General features: G+C 64.3%; 20 protein-coding genes. 7 read left to right on the top strand and 13 right to left on the bottom strand.

All coding sequences use genetic code 11. From position 1 onward, the window contains the following. Nucleotides 1-42: 42 nt before the first annotated feature. The 5 genes from AC4NN3_RS10475 to htpX form a co-directional block, all read right to left on the bottom strand. On the bottom strand, nucleotides 43-1,398 hold the full coding sequence (locus AC4NN3_RS10475; RefSeq protein WP_491927043.1) for a lipopolysaccharide biosynthesis protein: 1,356 nt from the start codon (nucleotides 1,396-1,398) through the stop codon (nucleotides 43-45). A gap of 117 nt (nucleotides 1,399-1,515) precedes the next feature. Next, entirely contained in the window at nucleotides 1,516-3,102 is a 1,587-nt protein-coding gene (purH, locus tag AC4NN3_RS10470; RefSeq protein WP_491927042.1) for a bifunctional phosphoribosylaminoimidazolecarboxamide formyltransferase/IMP cyclohydrolase, read from the bottom strand. 79 nt (nucleotides 3,103-3,181) lie between these two features. Beyond that, complete coding sequence (locus tag AC4NN3_RS10465; RefSeq protein WP_491927041.1) at nucleotides 3,182-4,837, bottom strand: heparinase II/III family protein; 1,656 nt, start codon at nucleotides 4,835-4,837, stop codon at nucleotides 3,182-3,184. 45 nt (nucleotides 4,838-4,882) lie between these two features. Beyond that, the gene (locus AC4NN3_RS10460; protein ID WP_491927040.1) at nucleotides 4,883-6,190 is read right to left on the bottom strand and encodes an RsmB/NOP family class I SAM-dependent RNA methyltransferase; all 1,308 of its coding nucleotides are present in this window, start codon (nucleotides 6,188-6,190) and stop codon (nucleotides 4,883-4,885) included. Nucleotides 6,191-6,198: 8 nt separating this feature from the next. After that, nucleotides 6,199-7,182 (bottom strand): zinc metalloprotease HtpX, encoded by a 984-nt coding sequence (gene htpX, locus AC4NN3_RS10455; protein WP_491927039.1) that lies wholly within the window; start codon nucleotides 7,180-7,182, stop codon nucleotides 6,199-6,201. Between the two features lie 98 nt (nucleotides 7,183-7,280). Here htpX and AC4NN3_RS10450 point away from each other — a divergent pair, with 98 nt between their 5' ends. Next, a complete protein-coding gene (locus AC4NN3_RS10450; RefSeq protein WP_193337754.1) occupies nucleotides 7,281-7,487 on the top strand; it encodes a DUF1674 domain-containing protein in 207 nt (68 codons plus the stop codon). A gap of 7 nt (nucleotides 7,488-7,494) precedes the next feature. On the opposite strand, the gene AC4NN3_RS10445 is transcribed toward AC4NN3_RS10450, so the two are convergent. From AC4NN3_RS10445 to ccmA, 6 genes are all read right to left on the bottom strand, one after another. After that, nucleotides 7,495-7,653, bottom strand: coding sequence for a Flp family type IVb pilin (locus AC4NN3_RS10445; RefSeq protein WP_491927038.1), 159 nt, complete (start codon nucleotides 7,651-7,653; stop codon nucleotides 7,495-7,497). Between the two features lie 72 nt (nucleotides 7,654-7,725). Further along, on the bottom strand, nucleotides 7,726-8,259 hold the full coding sequence (locus tag AC4NN3_RS10440) for a DsbE family thiol:disulfide interchange protein (RefSeq protein WP_491927037.1): 534 nt from the start codon (nucleotides 8,257-8,259) through the stop codon (nucleotides 7,726-7,728). Next, entirely contained in the window at nucleotides 8,259-8,432 is a 174-nt protein-coding gene (gene ccmD, locus AC4NN3_RS10435; protein ID WP_491927036.1) for a heme exporter protein CcmD, read from the bottom strand. The genes AC4NN3_RS10440 and ccmD overlap by 1 nt, the downstream gene beginning before the upstream one ends. Further along, nucleotides 8,429-9,190, bottom strand: a complete 762-nt coding sequence (locus tag AC4NN3_RS10430; RefSeq protein ID WP_491927035.1) for a heme ABC transporter permease — start codon at nucleotides 9,188-9,190, stop codon at nucleotides 8,429-8,431. The genes ccmD and AC4NN3_RS10430 overlap by 4 nt, the downstream gene beginning before the upstream one ends. Nucleotides 9,191-9,232: 42 nt before the next feature. Beyond that, nucleotides 9,233-9,886: a heme exporter protein CcmB gene (ccmB, locus tag AC4NN3_RS10425; RefSeq protein ID WP_491927034.1), complete on the bottom strand. Its 654-nt coding sequence runs from the start codon at nucleotides 9,884-9,886 to the stop codon at nucleotides 9,233-9,235. Continuing rightward, a complete protein-coding gene (gene ccmA / locus AC4NN3_RS10420) occupies nucleotides 9,883-10,515 on the bottom strand; it encodes a heme ABC exporter ATP-binding protein CcmA (protein WP_491927033.1) in 633 nt (210 codons plus the stop codon). The genes ccmB and ccmA overlap by 4 nt, the downstream gene beginning before the upstream one ends. A 152-nt stretch (nucleotides 10,516-10,667) precedes the next feature. Between ccmA and acnA the strand changes: the two genes are divergently transcribed. The 3 genes from acnA (at nucleotide 10,668) to AC4NN3_RS10405 (ending at nucleotide 14,885) form a co-directional block, all read left to right on the top strand. Then, nucleotides 10,668-13,358 (top strand): aconitate hydratase AcnA, encoded by a 2,691-nt coding sequence (gene acnA / locus AC4NN3_RS10415; RefSeq protein ID WP_491927032.1) that lies wholly within the window; start codon nucleotides 10,668-10,670, stop codon nucleotides 13,356-13,358. A 121-nt stretch (nucleotides 13,359-13,479) separates the two neighbouring features. After that, complete coding sequence (locus AC4NN3_RS10410; protein WP_491927031.1) at nucleotides 13,480-14,220, top strand: DUF1223 domain-containing protein; 741 nt, start codon at nucleotides 13,480-13,482, stop codon at nucleotides 14,218-14,220. Nucleotides 14,221-14,501: 281 nt separating this feature from the next. Next, nucleotides 14,502-14,885 (top strand): DUF2794 domain-containing protein, encoded by a 384-nt coding sequence (locus AC4NN3_RS10405; protein WP_491927030.1) that lies wholly within the window; start codon nucleotides 14,502-14,504, stop codon nucleotides 14,883-14,885. 97 nt (nucleotides 14,886-14,982) lie between these two features. On the opposite strand, the gene AC4NN3_RS10400 is transcribed toward AC4NN3_RS10405, so the two are convergent. Then, a complete protein-coding gene (locus AC4NN3_RS10400) occupies nucleotides 14,983-15,483 on the bottom strand; it encodes a GNAT family N-acetyltransferase (protein ID WP_491927029.1) in 501 nt (166 codons plus the stop codon). Nucleotides 15,484-15,585: 102 nt separating this feature from the next. Further along, complete coding sequence (locus AC4NN3_RS10395; protein ID WP_491927028.1) at nucleotides 15,586-16,356, bottom strand: Bax inhibitor-1/YccA family protein; 771 nt, start codon at nucleotides 16,354-16,356, stop codon at nucleotides 15,586-15,588. Nucleotides 16,357-16,554: 198 nt separating this feature from the next. Here AC4NN3_RS10395 and thpR point away from each other — a divergent pair, with 198 nt between their 5' ends. From thpR to AC4NN3_RS10380, 3 genes are all read left to right on the top strand, one after another. Further along, nucleotides 16,555-17,094 (top strand): RNA 2',3'-cyclic phosphodiesterase, encoded by a 540-nt coding sequence (gene thpR / locus AC4NN3_RS10390; protein ID WP_491927027.1) that lies wholly within the window; start codon nucleotides 16,555-16,557, stop codon nucleotides 17,092-17,094. 220 nt (nucleotides 17,095-17,314) lie between these two features. Continuing rightward, nucleotides 17,315-17,836 (top strand): invasion associated locus B family protein, encoded by a 522-nt coding sequence (locus AC4NN3_RS10385; RefSeq protein WP_491927026.1) that lies wholly within the window; start codon nucleotides 17,315-17,317, stop codon nucleotides 17,834-17,836. A 90-nt stretch (nucleotides 17,837-17,926) separates the two neighbouring features. Continuing rightward, entirely contained in the window at nucleotides 17,927-18,430 is a 504-nt protein-coding gene (locus AC4NN3_RS10380; RefSeq protein ID WP_491927025.1) for an invasion associated locus B family protein, read from the top strand. Nucleotides 18,431-18,453: the final 23 nt, after the last annotated feature.

Genomic DNA, 18,453 nt, shown 5'->3' with positions numbered 1-18,453 from the left:
GCAGAAGGGTCAAGCATTACCGTACTCGCGGGTACGCTTGAGTTACTGCGGCAGACGGTCCTGGATGCCCCTGACCGCAAGAACACCGAGCACGCTGGTATCGAGGCCGATGCGCAGCCGACACCACAGGGCGATCGACAGCTGGGCGAGAATACGGGCGCCCATATTGGCCGCGGCCGCGCCGATCACCCCATAGGTGGGAATGATCAGGATCTGCACGATCAGGCCGGCGCCCATGATGCCGCCGAATATCATGGCATAGGCGCGTTCATGCCCGGTCATCATCATGACGATCTTGGAGGGGCCGGTGGCGGCGTCAAACAGCAGCCCGAGGGCCAGCAGCACCAGCACCAGCCAGCCTTCGGCATAGGCGGGTCCGAACAGGTTCAGGATCCATCCCCCCCAGCCAAAGAAGGCGACGAAGACCAGCAGGGAAAAGACAAAGCCAGCCAGCGAGGCCATGGCCGCAATAGCCTGGGCCTTGCGCATCTCGCCGGCGTGGAAATGCTGGGCGATCATCGGCGCGATCACCAGCTCGATGGCGAAGGTGAACAGCGTCATGAGGCCGGCCGTGCGGAAGGCGTTGAAGTAGAGGCCCGAGCTTTCCAGGTTGAGCATCAAGCCGACGAGCACCACGTCGGCATTGAGAGCGACCGTCTCGATCAGGGTGCCGAGCAGGAACCAGCGGCTGAGGCCGCCCCAGCGCTGCCAGTAGGGCCCAACGACACCCACCACGGGGCTCAACACGTAGCGGCGGGTGATGGCGCCCCAAAACTGCAGTGCCAGCATGCCCGACAGCAGCGCGGCGGAGAGCACAAGCGCGTCGGGGCCGCTGAGCACGATACCGACGCTGAACAGGCCGATAACCACGGCGGGCAGGGCGATGCGCCAGAGAATGTCGCGCGGCACCAGGGCGGTCCAGAGCGAGCCTTGGGCCCGCAGGGCCGAGGAATTGTATTCCGCCAGCGCCATGGGGAGAATCAGGAAGGCGGCGCCATAAAAATGGTTGGCCGTATCCTGCAGGGGCAGCAGGAGCACCCACAGAAACACCACCAGACACAGGACCAGCGCGATGGTCAGGCCAGACAGGATGGTGAGCATGGAGCCGGCCTGCACTGCCGCGGTGGCCGCGGCCCGGTTGCCGGCCACCGTCTCCTGCGACCAGAGGCGTAGAATGGCGGTGGGCTGGCCAACACCGGCGGCAATGGCGAGGACCGTGGCCAAAGCCAGGCCAAAGGCAAAATGGCCATATTCCGGCACCGTCATGGTGCGCGAGAGCACGACATAGGTCAGGTAGGTCAGACCCGCGGTCGCGACCTTGATACCCAGTGACCCGATAACGCGCCACAGGCCAGCATGGAGCAATGCCGACAGATCTGAAGGAATGGTAAGCCGCATCGAAAGCCTCTGGGTCGCGCCTTAAACGCGGCCCGGGCAATCTGTCATGCCATTCTCAAGAAACCATTACCTTCCGCGGACATATCTAATTACGGTTTGGTAATGTTGCAGTCGTCCCTAGTGGCGGAAGTGGCGCATGCCGGTCATCACCATCGCAATGCCGGCGGCATCGGCGGCGGCAATGACCTCATCATCGCGCATCGAGCCACCCGGCTGGATGACGGCGGTCGCGCCGGCGGCCACCAGGGCCTCCAGCCCGTCGGCGAAGGGAAAGAAGGCATCCGAAGCAGCTACAGAGCCCATGGTCAGCGCACCCTCGAGACCGGCAGCCCGCGCCGCGTCGATGGATTTGCGATGGGCGGTGAGGGCGGAATCGACCCTGGACATCTGGCCGGCGCCGATGCCGACGGTGGCACCGTCCTTGACATAGACGATGGCGTTGGACTTGACGTGCTTGGCGACCTTGGCGGCCAGACGCAGGTCGGTCATCTCTGCCGCCGTGGGCTGGCGCCTGGTCACGATCCTGAGCTCGCAATCGTCGACATTGCGGTTGTCGCGCGACTGCACCAGCAGGCCCCCGGCCACCGACTTGACCATCAGGCCGTCGGCCTTGGGGTCGGCCAGGCCACCGGTCAGCAGCAGACGCAGGTTCTTCTTGGCGGCGATGATGTCCTGGGCTTCCTGGGTCGCCGACGGCGCCACGATCACTTCGGTAAACACCTTGACGATTTCGGTGGCGGTGGCCGCGTCAATCTCGCGGTTGGTGGCGACAATGCCGCCAAAGGCGGAGACCGGATCGGTGCGCAGGGCGTTCTGATAGGCGGTCAGCAGGTCGCCGGCCACGCCGACACCACAGGGATTGGCGTGCTTGATGATGGCGACGGCGGCAACGTCGCTGGCATCGAACTCGCTGACGAGCTCGAAGGCCGCGTCGGTGTCATTGATATTGTTGTAGCTCAACGTCTTGCCCTGTACCTGGGTGGCGGTGGCGACACCTGGGCGCGTATCGCCATTGGCGTAGAAGCCAGCCCATTGATGGGGGTTTTCGCCATAGCGCATGACTTCGCGCAGGGTACCTGCGAAGCTGCGATAGGGAATTTCGGGGTAATCAATGGCCCTGGCGAACCAGGTCGAAATGGCGCTGTCATAGGCGGCCGTCCGGGCATAGGCCTTGGCGGCCAGCTGCTGTCGCAGGGGATAGGGCACGCCGCCGGTCTCGGCGATGGCGGCCAGGATGGCGGGATAGTCGGCCGGATCGACGACAACCGTCACGAAGGCGTGGTTCTTGGCCGCCGAGCGGACCATGGCCGGACCACCGATATCGATATTCTCGATGATCTCGTCATAGCTGGCGCCCGAGGCGACGGTCTTTTCGAAGGGGTAGAGATTGACCGCGACCAGGTCGATGGCACTGATAGCGTGCTCTGCCATGGATGCGGCATGGTCGGGCTTGTCGCGCACTGCCAGCAGGCCGCCATGTACCTTGGGGTGCAGCGTTTTTACGCGGCCATCCATCATTTCGGGAAAACCGGTGAGGTCGGCGATCTCGCGGACGGGCAGGCCGGCATCCTTGATCAGCTTGTGGGTGCCGCCGGTGGAAACGAGTTCGACGCCCGCCGCGCTCAGGCCCCTGGCAAAGTCGGCCATGCCGGATTTGTCGAATACCGAAAGCAGTGCGCGCCCGACCTTGACCGTCTTGCCCATGAGGTGTGTGCCCTATTTGGTGGTGAATTGGCGCGCTCGCTAGCACGAAGCCGCCGGAACGCCAAGAGCAGGTCAAGGGCTAGGGCTGTTCGAGGGTTAAGATCCAGGCAATTTCGCTGCCGGCGACAACCCTGGTTTCGAGCACCAGCTGGCGCGTCTTGTGCAGGCCGACATAGGCCGACTGGCGCACACTTTCCTCGTCGCGGCAGGCTGCACCCTCCCAGAGAAAGCTCCAGATGGCGCCATTGGGCAGGTGCAGGCGGACCATGCTCTCGTCGCGATTGCGCTGCAGTCGCACGCCCGGTGCGAGGTGAAAGCGCACGGCAATGGTGCCCGAGGCGGAACCGTGGGCGATCATGCGGTCCTGGCCGACCAGGGTCGTGCCGCCCGAGAGCAGGGTGATGCGGCGTTCCAGATCGACGCCAAAGCGCCGGGCATAGGCGGCCGTGGTGATGGATAGCAGCTGGTCGGCCGGCGCCAGGGTCATCTGGGCTGGCGGCGTCGGGGGGGCGTTTTCGGAGTCGATCGTGGGGGCGGAATGGGCGATGCCCTGGCGGAACAGCGCCTTGCTGGCGGCCAGATCGGCCGGGGCAGGCCCACAACTGCCCAGGATCAGCTCGCTGCCATGGGAAAATTCGAGCGACAGGGCGCTGGCATGGGCGTTTTCGGCAAAGCCGGGCGGCGGCATGCGGCCGGAATCGGCGATTACCACGGCGTCGCCGGCGCGCAGAATGCCGTAACCGCCCAACAGCTTGGAGCGTCGCTGATGACCGGCAGCATTGGCCTGGATGGCGATCAGCACGTCATGGGGCAGATGACCGCCGCCGTTGAAATAGGCCGGCTCGCCGCTCGACAGGGTCAGGGCATCGAGGCTTTCATGCATGCGGTCAATCTGGGCCGCCAATTCAAGGGAAGCATCGGACTTGAGCTGGCCGGCGACGCGACGCACACTGACCAGCTCGACCAGCAGCTGCAATTGCAGCTTGGGGTTGCGGGAGCGATGTAGACCATCGGTGTCGAGCTGGGCGGCCAGAATGCGATTGAGGCGCTCGAGGCGCGGACCGATATTGGGCCGTTCGCCCTGCTCGCAATATTGCGCGCCCACGAGGGCAATGGCGGCAAACAGGGCGTCGCCGGGGTCGGCGGCAAGACGACCGCGCAGCTTGAGGCTCTGGATCTGCGCACCCAGCACGCGCTGGATGGTCCTGGCCTGCTCGGGTGTTGCGCCATCGAGCAGGAGGGGCAGATGCCGCAACCAGTTGAGCACGCGCTGGGCGGTCAGGGCCGGGGCCCAGGTTTCCCGGCCGAAACGACCCTCCCGGCCGATCCAGTCGAGCACTAGGGTGCGGGCAAAATGGCGCTCGCCGCTATCCTGCACATCGCGGAAATGGCGCAGCCAGGAAAAGCCATGCAGGTTGAACCACCAGTCGGCATGGTTGACGGGGATGGCAAAGGGCGACAGGCCATGGGTTTCGATCAGCTTGCTGGCCAGCAGATAGCGCCCTGCCATCATGTCGCGCACGGCCTCCCGGTCAGCGGGGCGGAACTCGTGCAGTTCACCGGCAAAGGCATCATCGGCCAGGCCCCACCAGGTCCAGCGCAGGATGGGCAGGGTCACGATGGTGTCAGCCAGGCCGAAGGCCAGGCGCCGCATGGCGAAACCCAGCCGGGACCGCACGGTGTTGCTGCCGTCCGCCGCGGCCATGGCCTGCGTCGCTGAATGTCTGCCCGTCAATGACACGTCCCTAGTTTGGCGCCTTGCCCCCGCAGCGCCCGTCGATCATCCTATCTGGCTGCGGCGAAAGCGTGCCACGAAGAAACCATCCATGCCGCCGGCCTTGCCACCAGGCAACATGCCCGGATGAGTGCGGACCAGACCGCGCGGCGAAACGGCGGCTTCCAGCCCCGCCATCTCGTCGCCGGTCACTGGCCAAAGGCTTATCCCGGACAAGGTCTGCAATGCCCAGTCGACCTGTTCCTCTCCCTCGGCCGGCTCAAGCGAACACACGCAATAGATGAGGACGCCGTCCCGATCAAGGCAGCGAAAGGCGTTGGTCAGCAAGGCGCGCTGCAGGCGCACACGTCCGGCCACGTCGCCCACCGAGCGATGCCAGATGACTTCGGGATGGCGGCGGAACGTGCCCGTGGCCGAACAGGGCGCGTCCAGCAGCACGCCCTGAAAAGGTGCTTCCGGGACAAACTTGCCGGCATCGCCGACGATGGTTTCGGCGGTGTAGTCGAGGCGCGCCAGGTTTTCCTTGAGGCGTTCCATGCGCTTGGCATCGGCATCGAGCGCGGTGACGGCATAGCCGGCCTTGACCAGCTGGGCCGTCTTGCCGCCCGGGGCGGCGCAGAGGTCAAGCACGCGTGCTCCCGGCTCAAGGCCAAGCAGTCGCGCGGGAATGGCGGAAGCGGCGTCCTGCACCCACCAGCTGCCCTCGGCAAAGCCGGGCAGGGCTTCGACCGGGCGGTCGCGCTGCTCGATGCGCACGGTGTCGGCCATGACGGGCTCGGCGCCCAGCGAATCAATCAGCCCGGCGTCATTGTGCTTGAGTGTGAGATCGAGGGCGGCACCGGCCAGAAGGGCATCGGAAAAGGCATCGATGGCGTCTTCGCCATAGGCCTGCAGCCAGGTATCGCCAAAGGTTTCGGGGATCAGCAGATCATCGCTGAGCATGCCGAACTTGGCCGAATTGGCCTGGGCATTGCGCAGCACGGCGTTCATCAGGCCCGACAGGTGACGCGCCTTGGGATCGCGCTTGGTGGCTTCGACGGCCAGGAACAGGGCGCTGTGGGCGCCCAGGTCAGGCAGGAAGACCAGCTGCGCCAGGCTCAGGCGCAGCACGGCTTCGAAGGTGCCGGACTTGCCGGGCATGCCCTTGTCGAGCAAGGCATGCAGCATGAAATTGAGTTGGCCATGGCGCCGCAGGGCGGTGGTGATCAGCCGGTTGGCCAGGGCGCGATCGCGGCCGTCGGCAAGCTCGGCAGCCCCCAGGGGGACGAAATTGTCGCCCGCCAGCACAGATTTCAGCCGCTGTGCGGCCACGAGGCGGAGCTTGAGCCCCGCCGGTTCAGGTTTGTACGCCACGCTTGCATCTATCCCCAGGGACCGCGTTGTCCGCCATCCTCGTCGGTCCGTCCGACGGTCGGCACGCGCCAGCCGCCGCCAATGTCGCGACCGGTACTGGTCGGGGCAAAGCGAGGCTGAGGCCTGCGGCCCTTATCGTCCACATGGCCCGAAGCTGCAAGCTTACGTAGCGCGGCAATACGATTGGCCGTGTCCGGGTGGGTCGAGAACAGATTGTCCATGCGCTGACCCGAGAGGGGGTTGATGATGTACATATGGGCCATGGCTGGGTTGCGCTCGGCCGCGACATTGACCTCGCGGCCGGCCAGGGCCGCGATTTTTTCGAGCGCCGAGGCCAGTGCCAGCGGGTCGCTGGCAATCTCGGCGCCAAGCCGGTCGGCCTCGTATTCACGGGTGCGGCTGACCGCCATCTGCACCAGCATGGCGGCAACGGGCGCCAGAAATACCATTAGCAACGCGCCCACGCCGCCGAGCGGATTGTCGCGATTGTTGCCGCCACCGAAGAACAGGCCGAACTGCGCCAGGGCCGAGATGGCGCCGGCAAAGGTGGCCGTGATGGTCATGGTCAGGGTATCGCGGTTGCGGATATGGGCCAGCTCATGGGCGACCACGGCAGCCACTTCGCGGGTTTCGAGATGACGCAGCAATCCGGCCGAGACGGCCACGGCGGCGTTTTGCGGGTTGCGGCCAGTGGCAAAGGCATTGGGCTGGTCGGACTGGATCAGATAGACGGCCGGGGTCGGGATGCCGGCCTTGCGGGCCAGAATGTCGACCATGTCGTAGAGCTCAGGCACGCGACTGCGCGCCACCGGCACGGCATTCTGCATGCGCAGCACCAGCTTGTCCGAGTTCCAGTAGCCGAACAGATTGGTGACCAGGGCAAAGCCGAAGGCGATCATCATGCCGCCGGTACCGCCGATGAAATAGCCCACGGTCATGAACAGGGCTGTCAGCGCCGCCAGCAGGACAAAGGTACGAAACGTATTGAACATCAGGAGCCCTTGGGTTCGAGGTCTTGCGCCATTATGTTGGGTGACGAGCAGATGCATGCAAGCGCATGACCAAAACGTAATGTGGGAAGGTCCCTGCCATGAACGAGTCCGATAGCGCGCCTGAACAGACCCCGCGTGCGCCCCTGACACCTGCGGCCGAGCGCGCGCTCGCCGAGGCCGCGGCGCGACGCGCGGCGATTGACGGCAAGGGCGCCTTTGCGCCCAAGGAACAGGGCGGTCGCGGCGGTCTTGAGCCGGGGCGTTATGGCGACTGGGAGATCAAGGGGCTGACGAGCGATTTCTAGGCCGCGCTCAGTCCTGCGGCGCTGTGCCCAGCAGATCATGGATCGTGTAGCCGGCGGCAGACACCGCGGCCGTGGCAAACACCACGATGATGGCGGCGATCAGGCCATATTCAATCGGGGTTACACCGGCCTCGTCGCGGATGAATGAGCGGATCGCAGTCAACATGGCAGTCTTTCAACACCAGAACATTGCCAGGACTATGGCAAGGCCTGGCTGAACCCAGTCTGAATGGTCTGTTCAGTCGCGGGCTCGGGCGATAGCAGGCAACAGGTCGCTCTGCAGCGTCTGCGGCGTCAACGGCCCGACATGCTTGAAGGTGATGATGCCATCGGCATCGACCACGAAGGTTTCCGGCACGCCATAGACGCCCCAGTCGATCGACACGCGGCGGTCGCGGTCGGCGCCGACCGCGTCGTAGGGATTGCCCAGTTCGGCCAGGAAGGCGCGGGCATTTTCTGGCGCGTCGTTCTGGTTGATGCCCAGCAGGCGGATATCGGCCGTGTCTCGCAGCGCCATCAGCAGGGGATGTTCGTCGCGGCAGGGAATGCACCAGCTGGCAAAGACGTTGACCACACTGACCTGGCCCTTGAGGGAGGCGGTATCGAAGCCGGGGACGCCCAGTTCGGGCACCGCTGCCAGAACAAAGGCCGGGGCCGGCTTGTCGATGAGCACCGAGCGCACGAGGTTGGGGTCGCGATTGATGGAGAAGGCAAAGATGGCGACCAGGGCCACCAGCGCCACCAGGGGCAGGCCAAACAGGATGTAGCGCATCAGGCAGCGTTCTCCCTGTCTGGTCGACGCGGTAGCTGTGCTTCAAGGGCCGCGAGCCTTGCCGCGGTGGTGCGGGCGTCAAACAGTGTCCAGGCCAGCAGGCCGAAAACGCCCAGGGCGACACCAAGATAGGCCCAGACGATGAAGACGGCATGGGGTCCCAGTTCGATCATGGGCGAACTCCCTGTGCCAGCCGGCGCTCCAGCGTCATCACCCGGCGCCGCTTGACCTCGGTATGCATGGCCTTGAGGTGCAGCGCCAGGAACAGGAAGGTGAAGGCAAAGAACATCACGAAGAGCGGCGTCAGGATCGAGCCCGGCATGGTCGGGCCATCGGGGCGGAAAACGCTGGCGGGCTGGTGCAGCGTGCTCCACCAGTCGACGGAAAACTTGATGATGGGAATGTTGATGGCCCCCACCAGGGTGAACACCGCCACGACGCGGGCGGCGCGGAGTTGGTCGTCAAAGGCGCGCCAGAGCGCGATGATGCCCAGATAGATGAACAGCAGCACCAGGGTCGAGGTCATGCGACCATCCCATTCCCAGAAGGTGCCCCAGGTCGGGCGGCCCCATAGCGCGCCGGTGAACAGGGCCAAAGCGGTAAACAGCGCACCCAGCGGGGCGGCAGCCTGCATGGACACATCGGCCATGGGATGGCGCCAGACCAGGGTGCCCAAAGCCGAGACCGTCATCACGGCATAGACGAACTGGCTGAGCCAGGCATTGGGGACGTGGACATACATGATGCGCACGGTATCGCCCATCTGGTAGTCCTGCGGCGAATTGAAGAAGGCGAACCACAGGCCCAGCGCGAACAGGGCGGCAGTAAGTACGGTCAGCGGCCAGAGCAGCGGCGTCGTCCAGGCGACGAACTGCCCCGGATGGGCGATCCGTTGCCACCAGTTCTGCCGTCGTGTCGTGTCATCATGCATGGGAATTTCCGGCAACCATCGGACTATATGGGGCGCTTGGCGCTAGTCTTCCGCCGTTCCTAGCGCAAATGCGGCGACAAAGGGAGCCAATGCCACCGCCATGAGGCTCAATGCCGCAAGAAACAGCGTGGCTGACCAAGACTGGGGGGAGGTGACGGCGCCGACGCCGAAGATTAGCACCGGAACCGAGAGCGGCGCGATCAGGATCGGGGCGATCAGGCCACCGTGCCGGATCGGCACGGTCACGGCGGCGCCGATGGCGCCAAAGGCTGCCAAGGCGGGGGTTCCCAGCAGCAGCGACAGCAGGGTGCGACCGAAGGCGTCCAGATCCATGGCGAGCAGCAAGGCGAGGACCGGGCTGGCCAAAAGCAGCGGCACAGCCGAGACCAGCCAGTGGGCGAGCAATTTTGCCGCAACAATGGCGCTCAGCGGCAATTGCGCATGGCGCAGCAGGATCAGCGAACCGTCTTCGTGATCGGGGCGAAACAGGCGCTCAAGCCCGAGCAGCATGGCCAGGAAGGCGGCGATCCAGACAATGCCCGGCGCAATGGCGGCCAGCAGCGTCTGGTCGGGGCCGACGGCGAAGGGCACGATGGCCCCGACGATGACAAAGAACAGCACCAGCGTCAGCATGTCGCCGCCCCCGCGCAGGGCCAGCCGCAGTTCGCGTGCCAGCATGGTCATGAAAGCGCTCACCAATTGGCCTCCAGCTGCAGCACGCGCGGCGGGCCATGGTCAGGCAGGCTGATCGGATCGTGGGTAGCCGCGATGGCGAGGCCGCCCCTGGCCAGATGCGCGTCGAGCAGGCTCGCCACCAGGCCATGTCCGGCCGCGTCGAGGGCAGCGGTGGGTTCGTCAAGCAGCCAGAGCGGACGCAGGCTGACCAGGAGGCGTGCCAGAGCCAGGCGGCGGGCCTGACCGGCGGACAGGTAGCCGGCGTCCAGTCCGGCCAGTCTGGCCAGTCCCACCTCGGCCAGCGCCGCTCCCGGTATCAGGCCGGTGGGGCCGTTGAGCTCGGCCCAGAAGGTGAGATTTTCCAGCACGCTGAGGCGCGGCTTGATGGCATTGCGGTGGCCGCAATAGTGCAGCAGCGGCAGCTCATCGCCAGGCTCCTCCAGGGCAAAGCGGCCTGCCAGCGGGGCGACAATGCCTGCCAGGGTCAGCAGCAGCGTGGTCTTGCCGGTGCCGTTGGGGCCACGCAGCAGCAGGCACTCGCCGCTGGTAAGGGAAAAGTCCAGATTCTCGTTGAGGACCAGACCGCTGCGACCACAGCTGAGGCCGCTGGCGCGCAGGGTGAGCGGGGAAAAGACTTGCTGATCGGTCATGGCCCCTTCTCGTATTGAACGAAAGGTCGGGCTGGCAAGCCCAATCGTCTTTCTCTATAAGCCCTTATAGATTGGAGTCATTCCAGGAAAGGCAGTGCTGCCGAGCGGTTTTGGACGCAATTCCCGAACCGGCGCGCCTGCCGCAACACGAGATGACGGGCGGAAACACAGTGACCTCGATAAACAGCTTCAAGTCCAAATCGACCCTGGTGGTCGGTGGCAAGACCTACACCTACTACTCGATCCTGGAAGCCGAAAAGAACGGGTTGGCCGGTGTGTCGAGCCTGCCGCACTCGATGAAGGTGGTGCTGGAAAACCTGCTGCGCTTCGAGGACAACAGCACCGTCACCAAGGCCGATATCCAGGCGGTGGCGACCTGGCTGATCACCCGCACCTCCGAGCAGGAAATTTCTTACCGTCCGGCGCGCGTGCTGATGCAGGATTTCACCGGCGTCCCCGCCGTGGTGGATCTGGCCGCGATGCGCGACGCGACGGCCAAGCTGGGTGCCGATCCGCAGAAGATCAATCCGCTGGTGCCCGTCGACCTGGTCATCGACCACTCGGTGATGGTGGACAGTTTCGGCACGGCGCAGTCGTTCGGGCAGAATGTCGAGCTCGAATATGAGCGCAATGGCGAACGCTACGAGTTCCTGCGCTGGGGCCAGTCGGCCTTTGACAATTTCCGCGTGGTGCCGCCCGGCACCGGCATCTGCCACCAGGTGAACCTGGAATATCTGGCCCAGACCGTGTGGACCAAGGAAGAGAACGGCGAGACCGTGGCCTATCCGGACACGCTGGTGGGCACCGATTCGCACACCACCATGGTCAATGGCCTGGCCGTGCTGGGCTGGGGCGTGGGCGGCATCGAGGCGGAAGCCGCTATGCTGGGCCAGCCGATCACCATGATGATCCCCGAAGTGGTCGGCTTCAAGATGACCGGCAAGATCAATGAAGGCATCACCGCCACCGATCTGGTGCTGACCGTCACCGAAATGCTGCGCAAGAAGGGTGTGGTCGGCAAGTTCGTCGAGTTCTACGGCCCGGGCCTTGATTATCTCAGCCTCGAAGACCAGGCGACGATCGCCAATATGGCGCCCGAATATGGCGCCACCTGCGGCTACTTCCCGGTCGATGCCGATACGCTGAAATACCTGACCACCTCGGGTCGCGATCCCGAGCGCGTGGCGCTGGTGGAGGCCTATTCCAAGGCACAGGGCATGTTCCGCGAGACCGCGTCGGCCGATCCGGTATTCACCTCGACGCTCGAGCTGGACCTGACCACCGTGGTGCCGTCGATCTCGGGTCCCAAGCGCCCGCAGGACCGCATCGCGCTCGATCAGGCCAAGGACAAGTTCATTACCGGCCTGCCGACCGAATTCGGCAAGACCGACAATCCGCGCATTGCCGTTGAAGGCACCGACTACAGCATCGGCCATGGCGATGTGGTGATCGCCGCGATCACCTCGTGCACCAATACGTCCAATCCGTCGGTCCTGGTGGCCGCTGGCCTCGTCGCCCGCAAGGCCCGGGCGCTGGGGCTGGATTCCAAGCCTTGGGTCAAGACCTCGCTGGCGCCCGGCTCGCAGGTGGTGACCGATTATCTCGACAGCGCCGGTCTGTCGGCCGACCTGGACGCGATCGGCTTCAATCTTGTCGGCTATGGCTGCACCACCTGCATCGGCAATTCCGGTCCGCTGCCCGTGGAAATCTCCAAGGCGGTGCAGACCGGTGACCTGGTCGCTGCCTCGGTGCTGTCGGGCAATCGCAATTTTGAAGGCCGCGTCAATCCCGACGTCAAGGCCAACTATCTGGCTTCGCCGCCGCTGGTGGTGGCCTATGCCATTGCCGGGTCGATGAATATCGACATCACCAGGGATCCGCTGGGCATCTCCAAGGACGGCAAGCCGGTCTATCTCAAGGATATCTGGCCCTCCAACCACGAGGTCGCCGAGATCGTGCGCACGCATGTGACAAAGGAAATGTTCCAGGGCCGCTATTCGGACGTGTTCAAGGGCGACAAGAACTGGCAGGGCATCCCGGTCGATGGCGGGGAAACCTACAAGTGGAACAGCGCGTCCACCTATGTGCAGAACCCCCCCTATTTCGACGGCATGACGATGGAGCCCAAGCCCATCACCAATGTCGAGAATGCCAAGGTGCTGGCGCTGTTCCTTGATTCCATCACCACCGACCACATTTCCCCGGCCGGTTCGTTCAAGGCCAGCACCCCGGCCGGCAAATATCTCGAAGAGCGCCAGGTCGCGCCCCGGGACTTCAACTCCTATGGCGCCCGCCGCGGCAATCATGAAGTGATGATGCGCGGCACTTTTGCCAATATCCGCATCAAGAACCAGATGCTGCCCGGCGTCGAGGGTGGCTATACCAAGGGGCCGGATGGCTCGCAGATGGCCATCTATGACGCTGCCATGGCCTATCAGGCCGCCGGCGTGCCGCTGGTGGTGTTTGCCGGCAAGGAATATGGCACGGGGTCGAGCCGCGACTGGGCTGCCAAGGGCACCAACCTCTTGGGCGTGCGCGCCGTGATCGCCCAGAGCTTTGAGCGCATTCACCGCTCCAACCTGGTCGGCATGGGCGTGATCCCGCTGCAGTTCAAGGATGGCGAGAGCTGGCAGAGCCTGGGCCTCGATGGCAGCGAAACGGTCTCGATCGAGGGCGTCACGTCCATCGCGCCGCGCGCCATGGTGCCGGTCAAGATCACCCGGGCCGATGGCTCGGTACTGACCATCGAGACGCGCTGCCGCATCGATACGGCCAATGAACTCGACTATTACAAGAATGGCGGCATCCTGCAGTATGTGCTGCGCAGTCTCGTCGCGGCCTAGTTTTAGGGCACCAGAATGACAATGGCGGCCCTGGTGGCCGCCATTTTCTTGCGCTGCAGGGCGGTTTTAACCGTCTCACCCTCTTTTGACTGGCGGGGGCCGGCACGGCCAGCTTACAACCATGGCCATGAAACATGTGTCCTGGTGTTCAGCCCTTGTCGGGGTTGCCGTCCTGTGGAGCCTGGCCGGTCCGGCCAGCGCGGAGACGCGCCTGCATCCGCGGGCGGTGGTGGAGCTGTTCACCAGCCAGGGCTGCTCGTCCTGTCCGCCCGCCGATGCCCTGCTGACCAGCCTGGCCGAGCAGGACGACGTGGTCGCCCTGGCCTATCATGTCGACTACTGGGACTATGTGGGCTGGAAGGACACCTTTGGCGAGGCCGACTATTCCGATCGCCAGCGCGCCTATGCCCAGAGCTGGGGCTCCTCGCGCATCTTTACCCCGCAAATGGTGGTCAATGGCAGCAAGGGCGTGGTCGGCTCGCGCCGTGGCGAGGTGCATGGGGCGATCGGGCAGGCCAGGCTGACCCTGCCGGTCGGCATCACCGAAGACGGCGACATGCTCAAGATCACCATTCCGCCCGATGCGTCGCTGCAGGATGCGGTGGTCTGGCTGGTGACCTATATCGATCGGGCGGAAGTGGCAATCGAGCGCGGCAACAATGCCGGCAAGACCATGGCCTATACCCAGGTCGTCACCGGCCGGCAGGCCCTGGGGGTCTGGGAATACGAGACCGGCGCCACCATCAAGCTGCCACTTCCCGAGGTACTCGCGCACAAGAGCACCGGCATCGCCGTGATCGTGCAGCAGGAGCGCGATGGCCTGCCGGGTCCCATCCTGGGCGCGGCAAGTTTCGAACGCTGAGCAGCGCAGACAAAAACCCCGCCCCTGGGGGACAGGGGCGGGGATAGTTATGACTGGTCAACTCAATAGAAGAGACTGGTGCCAAGGCTTCAAGGTTTGGGGGCTCAGTCGGCCCGGGCGCCAGCTCCTGGAGGCAATGGTTGTAACGTGACGGCGTATTTGGGCGGGTTCAGGGACAAATTGTGACCGCATTGGGGTATTTCGGTCGCCCTGAGGGGTCTTGCGTCGCGGCGCGAATGCCGCAATCATGACATTGCATTGACAATGGAGCAGGCGGACTGGTGCAAAGCGGCACACCAACCGACAAGCCGGGTTCGCTCGTGCTGGTACATACCGGCGAGCCGACTGCCAGTGGCAGCAAGGTGCCCATAATCGTGGCCTTTGATCGGCGGGAGCTGACCACCATTCTGGCCGTGTATGGCCGCAAGGTGGGGCAGGGCGAATGGCGCGACTATGCCATGGATTTCCTGCGCGACCGGGCGGTGTTTTCCATCTATGCCCGCGTCTCGGAACGGCCGCTGTTCATCGTGGAAAAGCTGCCCAAGCTGCGCAATCGCCAGGGCCAGTACAGCGTTACCAACCAGCAGGGCCGCATTCTCAAGCGCGGACACGACATCGCCCAGGTGCTGCGCGTGCTGGATCCGCAACTGGCGGTGGTGGGCTAGCAAGACGCCGCGCGCTCCGGTTCCGGCGCGCCACGGCTGGCGGCAGGTCGGCCCCGGCTCGCGCCTTGCCGGCTATCCGATGGTCAAGGTCCTGTGACTACAGCGTGAGCTGCATGTGCACGATGTCGAGCCAGCGGTCGAACTTGAAGCCCAGCGCCTCGTGCCGGCCGATATGGCGGAAGCCGAGCTTGTCATGCAGCTTGATCGAGCCGGTGCCTTCGGCGGTGATGACGGCGATCATCTGCTTGAAGCCGAAGGCGCGCGACTGGCTGATGATCTCGCCCATCATGGCCGAACCCAGGCCGCGCCCCTGAGCGTCAGGCGCGCAATAGACCGAGTTTTCGCAGGTGAAGCGATAGGCGGGGCGGGGGCGATAGACCGAGGCATAGGCATAGCCCAGCAGGGCGCCATCCGGCCCCTCGGCCATGACCACTGGATGGTTGGCGGCCAGCATATGGCCGAACTTTTCCGCCAGCACGTCCTCGCCGGGTGCCACCAGGTCGAAGGTCGCGACCGAATGCTCGACATAGTGCTTGTAGATGGCGGTGATGGCGGGGACGTCGGCCCACTCAAAGGGGCGCAGGCGGAATTCGGACACGGCTTGTCATCCAGGCAAAGAAAAGACCGCAGCCCTTGTAGGCTGCGGTCCGATTTGTCGTCCAACCAAATTCCTTGATCATGCAATCAAGGATGCTGGGGCCTATTCGCGATTGCCGAACAGGCGCAGCATCATCAGGAAGAGGTTGATGAAGTCGAGGTAGAGGCTGAGCGCGCCCATGATGGCACCCTTGGCCAGCACATCGGCGCCATGTGACTCCGAATAGCCTTCCTTGATCTTCTGCGTGTCATAGGCGGTCAGGCCGACAAAGATCAGCACGCCCACCACCGAGATGATGAATTCCATCATCGAGGACTGCATGAACATGTTGACCACCGAGGCGATGATCAGGCCGATCAGGCCCATCATCAGGAAGCTGCCCATGCCGGTCAGGTCACGCTTGGTGGTGTAGCCGTAAAGGCTCATCGCACCAAAGGTGGCGGCGGTGATGAAGAACACCTTGGCGATCGAGGCGTCGGTATAGACCAGGAAGATCGAGCTGAGCGACAGGCCCATGATGGCGGCAAAGCCCCAGAAGGTCGCCTGGGCGGCCGGCACGGAGAGCTTGTTGATGCCGAAGCTGAGCACCAGCACAAAGGCCAGCGGGGCGAGCATCACCACCCACTGCAGCGGGCTGGCGAACAGCAGGTAACCCCACTGGGTGACCATGGTGCCATTGGCCAGCGTGCCGACGGCGGCGGCCGGATCGGTGGTCACGGCGGCAGCGGCGGCGAACCAGGCCGCGAGGCCGGTCACTACCAGGCCAATGCCCATATAGTTATAAACGCGCAGCATGTAGCTGCGGAGGCCCTCGTCAATGGCCGCGGCCGAGTGGGCCCGCGCGCCGAGGGTCTGACGGTCAAATTCAGCCATTAGTCGGTTCCTTTCCCAGAAAAAGCGGTCTGTTGCACCGCCGGTGGGCATTTGTGCCACTTGACGGACAATATGGAGGGGGAAACAAGCGTTTACAAGGCTTGGCGCCCGGCTGCGACGAATAGACTGGCCGGATAGAGCGGCTGTGCTAGGGTCTAGGCACGAATCGCGTTGATCTGCGTACAAGAGGAGGGCCCGATGCCCCGGCTCTTCACCGGTCTCGAAATCCCCGCCCCGGTGGGATTTGCCCTGTCATTGAAGCGGGGCGGGCTCTCGGGCGCACGCTGGATCGATGCCGACAATTATCACATTACCTTGAGATTCATCGGCGATGTCGATCACCAGACCGCCGATGAGGTGGCCGACGGCCTCGACCGGCTGGCGAACTCACTGCGCTTTGACGTCCGGCTGACGCATCTGGGCAGCTTTGGCGGCGACAAGCCGAGGTCGCTCTATGCCGGCATCGAGCCCAGCGAAGCGCTCAACCGCCTGCAGGCGGCGCAGGAGCGGGTGCTGCAGCGCATCGGTCTGCCGCCGGAAGGGCGCAAGTTCGTGCCGCATGTGACGCTGGCCCGGCTGCGCGGGGCGACCGCGCTGGAAGTGGCGCGGTTTCTGGCGGAAGCCGGACGGTTTGAACCGCTCAGCTTTCCGGTGGGAAGGTTCGTACTCTATTCGAGCAAGGATTCGGTCGGGGGCGGGCCCTATGTGGTGGAGCAGAGCTATCCGCTGGCGGCGTGAGTTCTGGACCCCTGACAGCGTTAGCCTGATCTTAACCCTGACGGCGCAAACCGGATGGCAGTTGTGTCCCGCCGTCAAAGTGCTGCCGCGTTTGACAGGCAATTGAAACAAATTCGTTCAGATGTGGCGGCATTTGACGCCCTGGTAACGATGTCGGGGGCAGACTCTGCGGGCAGCTCCACCCCCATAGCGGACCTACAAGATGAGGAAAAAATTGGCGATGACGAGGAAAACCGGAAGCCTTGTGCTTGGGCTCGCGGTCGGCGCGATCATGGCTCTGGCCCCTGCCGCCCAGGCGCAGCAGGCCACCGAGCTGGGGACATTCAACGCCTGGACCGCCTGGCAGGCGACCGATGCGAGCGGGGTGATCTGCTATATTTCGGCGACGCCGCAATCCAGTGAACCGGCCGGGGCGAACCGCGACCCTATCCATTTCATGATCATTCACCGCAAGGGCATGGGCACCAAGAACGAGGTACAGACCATTATCGGCTATCCGTTCAACAGCACCAATGCCCAGGCCAGTGCCAGCATTGACGGCAAGTCCTATCCCATGGTCACCGAGGGTTCGGCCGGCTGGCTGGCTTCGACGGGTGACGAGGGCGGTTTCGTGCAGGCCTTCAAGGCCGGTACCAAGCTGACCATCAAGGGCACCAGCCAGCGCGGCACCAATACCAGCGACAATTATTCGCTGAGCGGGGCTACCGCCGCCATGAATGCCATTGATACCGCCTGTCAGTAAGCCGTAGTTTGCGGTTGCCCGGTCCGGGCAATCCGCCATAACCGGGCGGCGGGCTTGTTGAGCCCGCGCCCCTTATCGTTTGAGGCCCCGATGTCGAAGTCCGCTGCAGCGCTTGCTCTTGCCGGCACGCTTTTTCTGACCGGCGCTGCCAGCGCGCAGCAGGTGCGGCTGCTGGGTGAACACCGGGCCTGGTCGAGCTATGGCGCTACCGACACGGCGGGCGAGGTATGCTTTGCCATGACCAAGCCGGAAAGCGTCACGCCGGCGCCGGATGGCTATACCCAAGCTTATATCTACATCACCAACCGACCGGCTGAAAATGTCGGCACCGAATTCAATCTGGTGGCGGGGTTTACTTTCCAGCCCGACAGCATGGCGACGGTCAGCGTCGATGGGCAGGTCTTCAACCTGTTCACGCAGAATGATGCGGCCTGGCTCGATGATGCCGGCCAGGCCGAAGCGCTTGCCACCGCGATCCGGGCCGGCTCGAGCATGAGCGTGGAAGGCACCAGTGCCGCCGGCATCAAGGTGACCCAGGCCTATTCCCTGTCCGGGGCCACGGCGGCGCAGCAGTCGATTGCCTCGGCCTGCTAGGCCGGTTCAGGCACTGTCGACCT

It is taken from the genome of Devosia sp. MDV22-iso42, assembly GCF_058629155.1.
The sequence above is the reverse complement of the archived record's forward strand: the minus strand, read 5'-3'. Positions and strand labels throughout refer to the sequence as shown.

Excerpts from the sequence above, each read along its gene's own strand:
- AC4NN3_RS10475 (WP_491927043.1), bottom strand. The coding sequence starts at position 1,398 with ATGCGGCTTACCATTCCTTCAGATCTGTCGGCATTGCTCCATGCTGGC.
- purH (WP_491927042.1), bottom strand. The coding sequence starts at position 3,102 with ATGGGCAAGACGGTCAAGGTCGGGCGCGCACTGCTTTCGGTATTCGAC.
- htpX (WP_491927039.1), bottom strand. The coding sequence starts at position 7,182 with ATGTTCAATACGTTTCGTACCTTTGTCCTGCTGGCGGCGCTGACAGCC.
- AC4NN3_RS10450 (WP_193337754.1), top strand. The coding sequence starts at position 7,281 with ATGAACGAGTCCGATAGCGCGCCTGAACAGACCCCGCGTGCGCCCCTG.
- AC4NN3_RS10445 (WP_491927038.1), bottom strand. The coding sequence starts at position 7,653 with ATGTTGACTGCGATCCGCTCATTCATCCGCGACGAGGCCGGTGTAACC.
- AC4NN3_RS10440 (WP_491927037.1), bottom strand. The coding sequence starts at position 8,259 with ATGCGCTACATCCTGTTTGGCCTGCCCCTGGTGGCGCTGGTGGCCCTG.
- ccmD (WP_491927036.1), bottom strand. The coding sequence starts at position 8,432 with ATGATCGAACTGGGACCCCATGCCGTCTTCATCGTCTGGGCCTATCTT.
- AC4NN3_RS10430 (WP_491927035.1), bottom strand. The coding sequence starts at position 9,190 with ATGCATGATGACACGACACGACGGCAGAACTGGTGGCAACGGATCGCC.
- ccmA (WP_491927033.1), bottom strand. The coding sequence starts at position 10,515 with ATGACCGATCAGCAAGTCTTTTCCCCGCTCACCCTGCGCGCCAGCGGC.
- acnA (WP_491927032.1), top strand. The coding sequence starts at position 10,668 with ATGACGGGCGGAAACACAGTGACCTCGATAAACAGCTTCAAGTCCAAA.
- AC4NN3_RS10410 (WP_491927031.1), top strand. The coding sequence starts at position 13,480 with ATGGCCATGAAACATGTGTCCTGGTGTTCAGCCCTTGTCGGGGTTGCC.
- AC4NN3_RS10395 (WP_491927028.1), bottom strand. The coding sequence starts at position 16,356 with ATGGCTGAATTTGACCGTCAGACCCTCGGCGCGCGGGCCCACTCGGCC.
- thpR (WP_491927027.1), top strand. The coding sequence starts at position 16,555 with ATGCCCCGGCTCTTCACCGGTCTCGAAATCCCCGCCCCGGTGGGATTT.
- AC4NN3_RS10385 (WP_491927026.1), top strand. The coding sequence starts at position 17,315 with ATGACGAGGAAAACCGGAAGCCTTGTGCTTGGGCTCGCGGTCGGCGCG.
- AC4NN3_RS10380 (WP_491927025.1), top strand. The coding sequence starts at position 17,927 with ATGTCGAAGTCCGCTGCAGCGCTTGCTCTTGCCGGCACGCTTTTTCTG.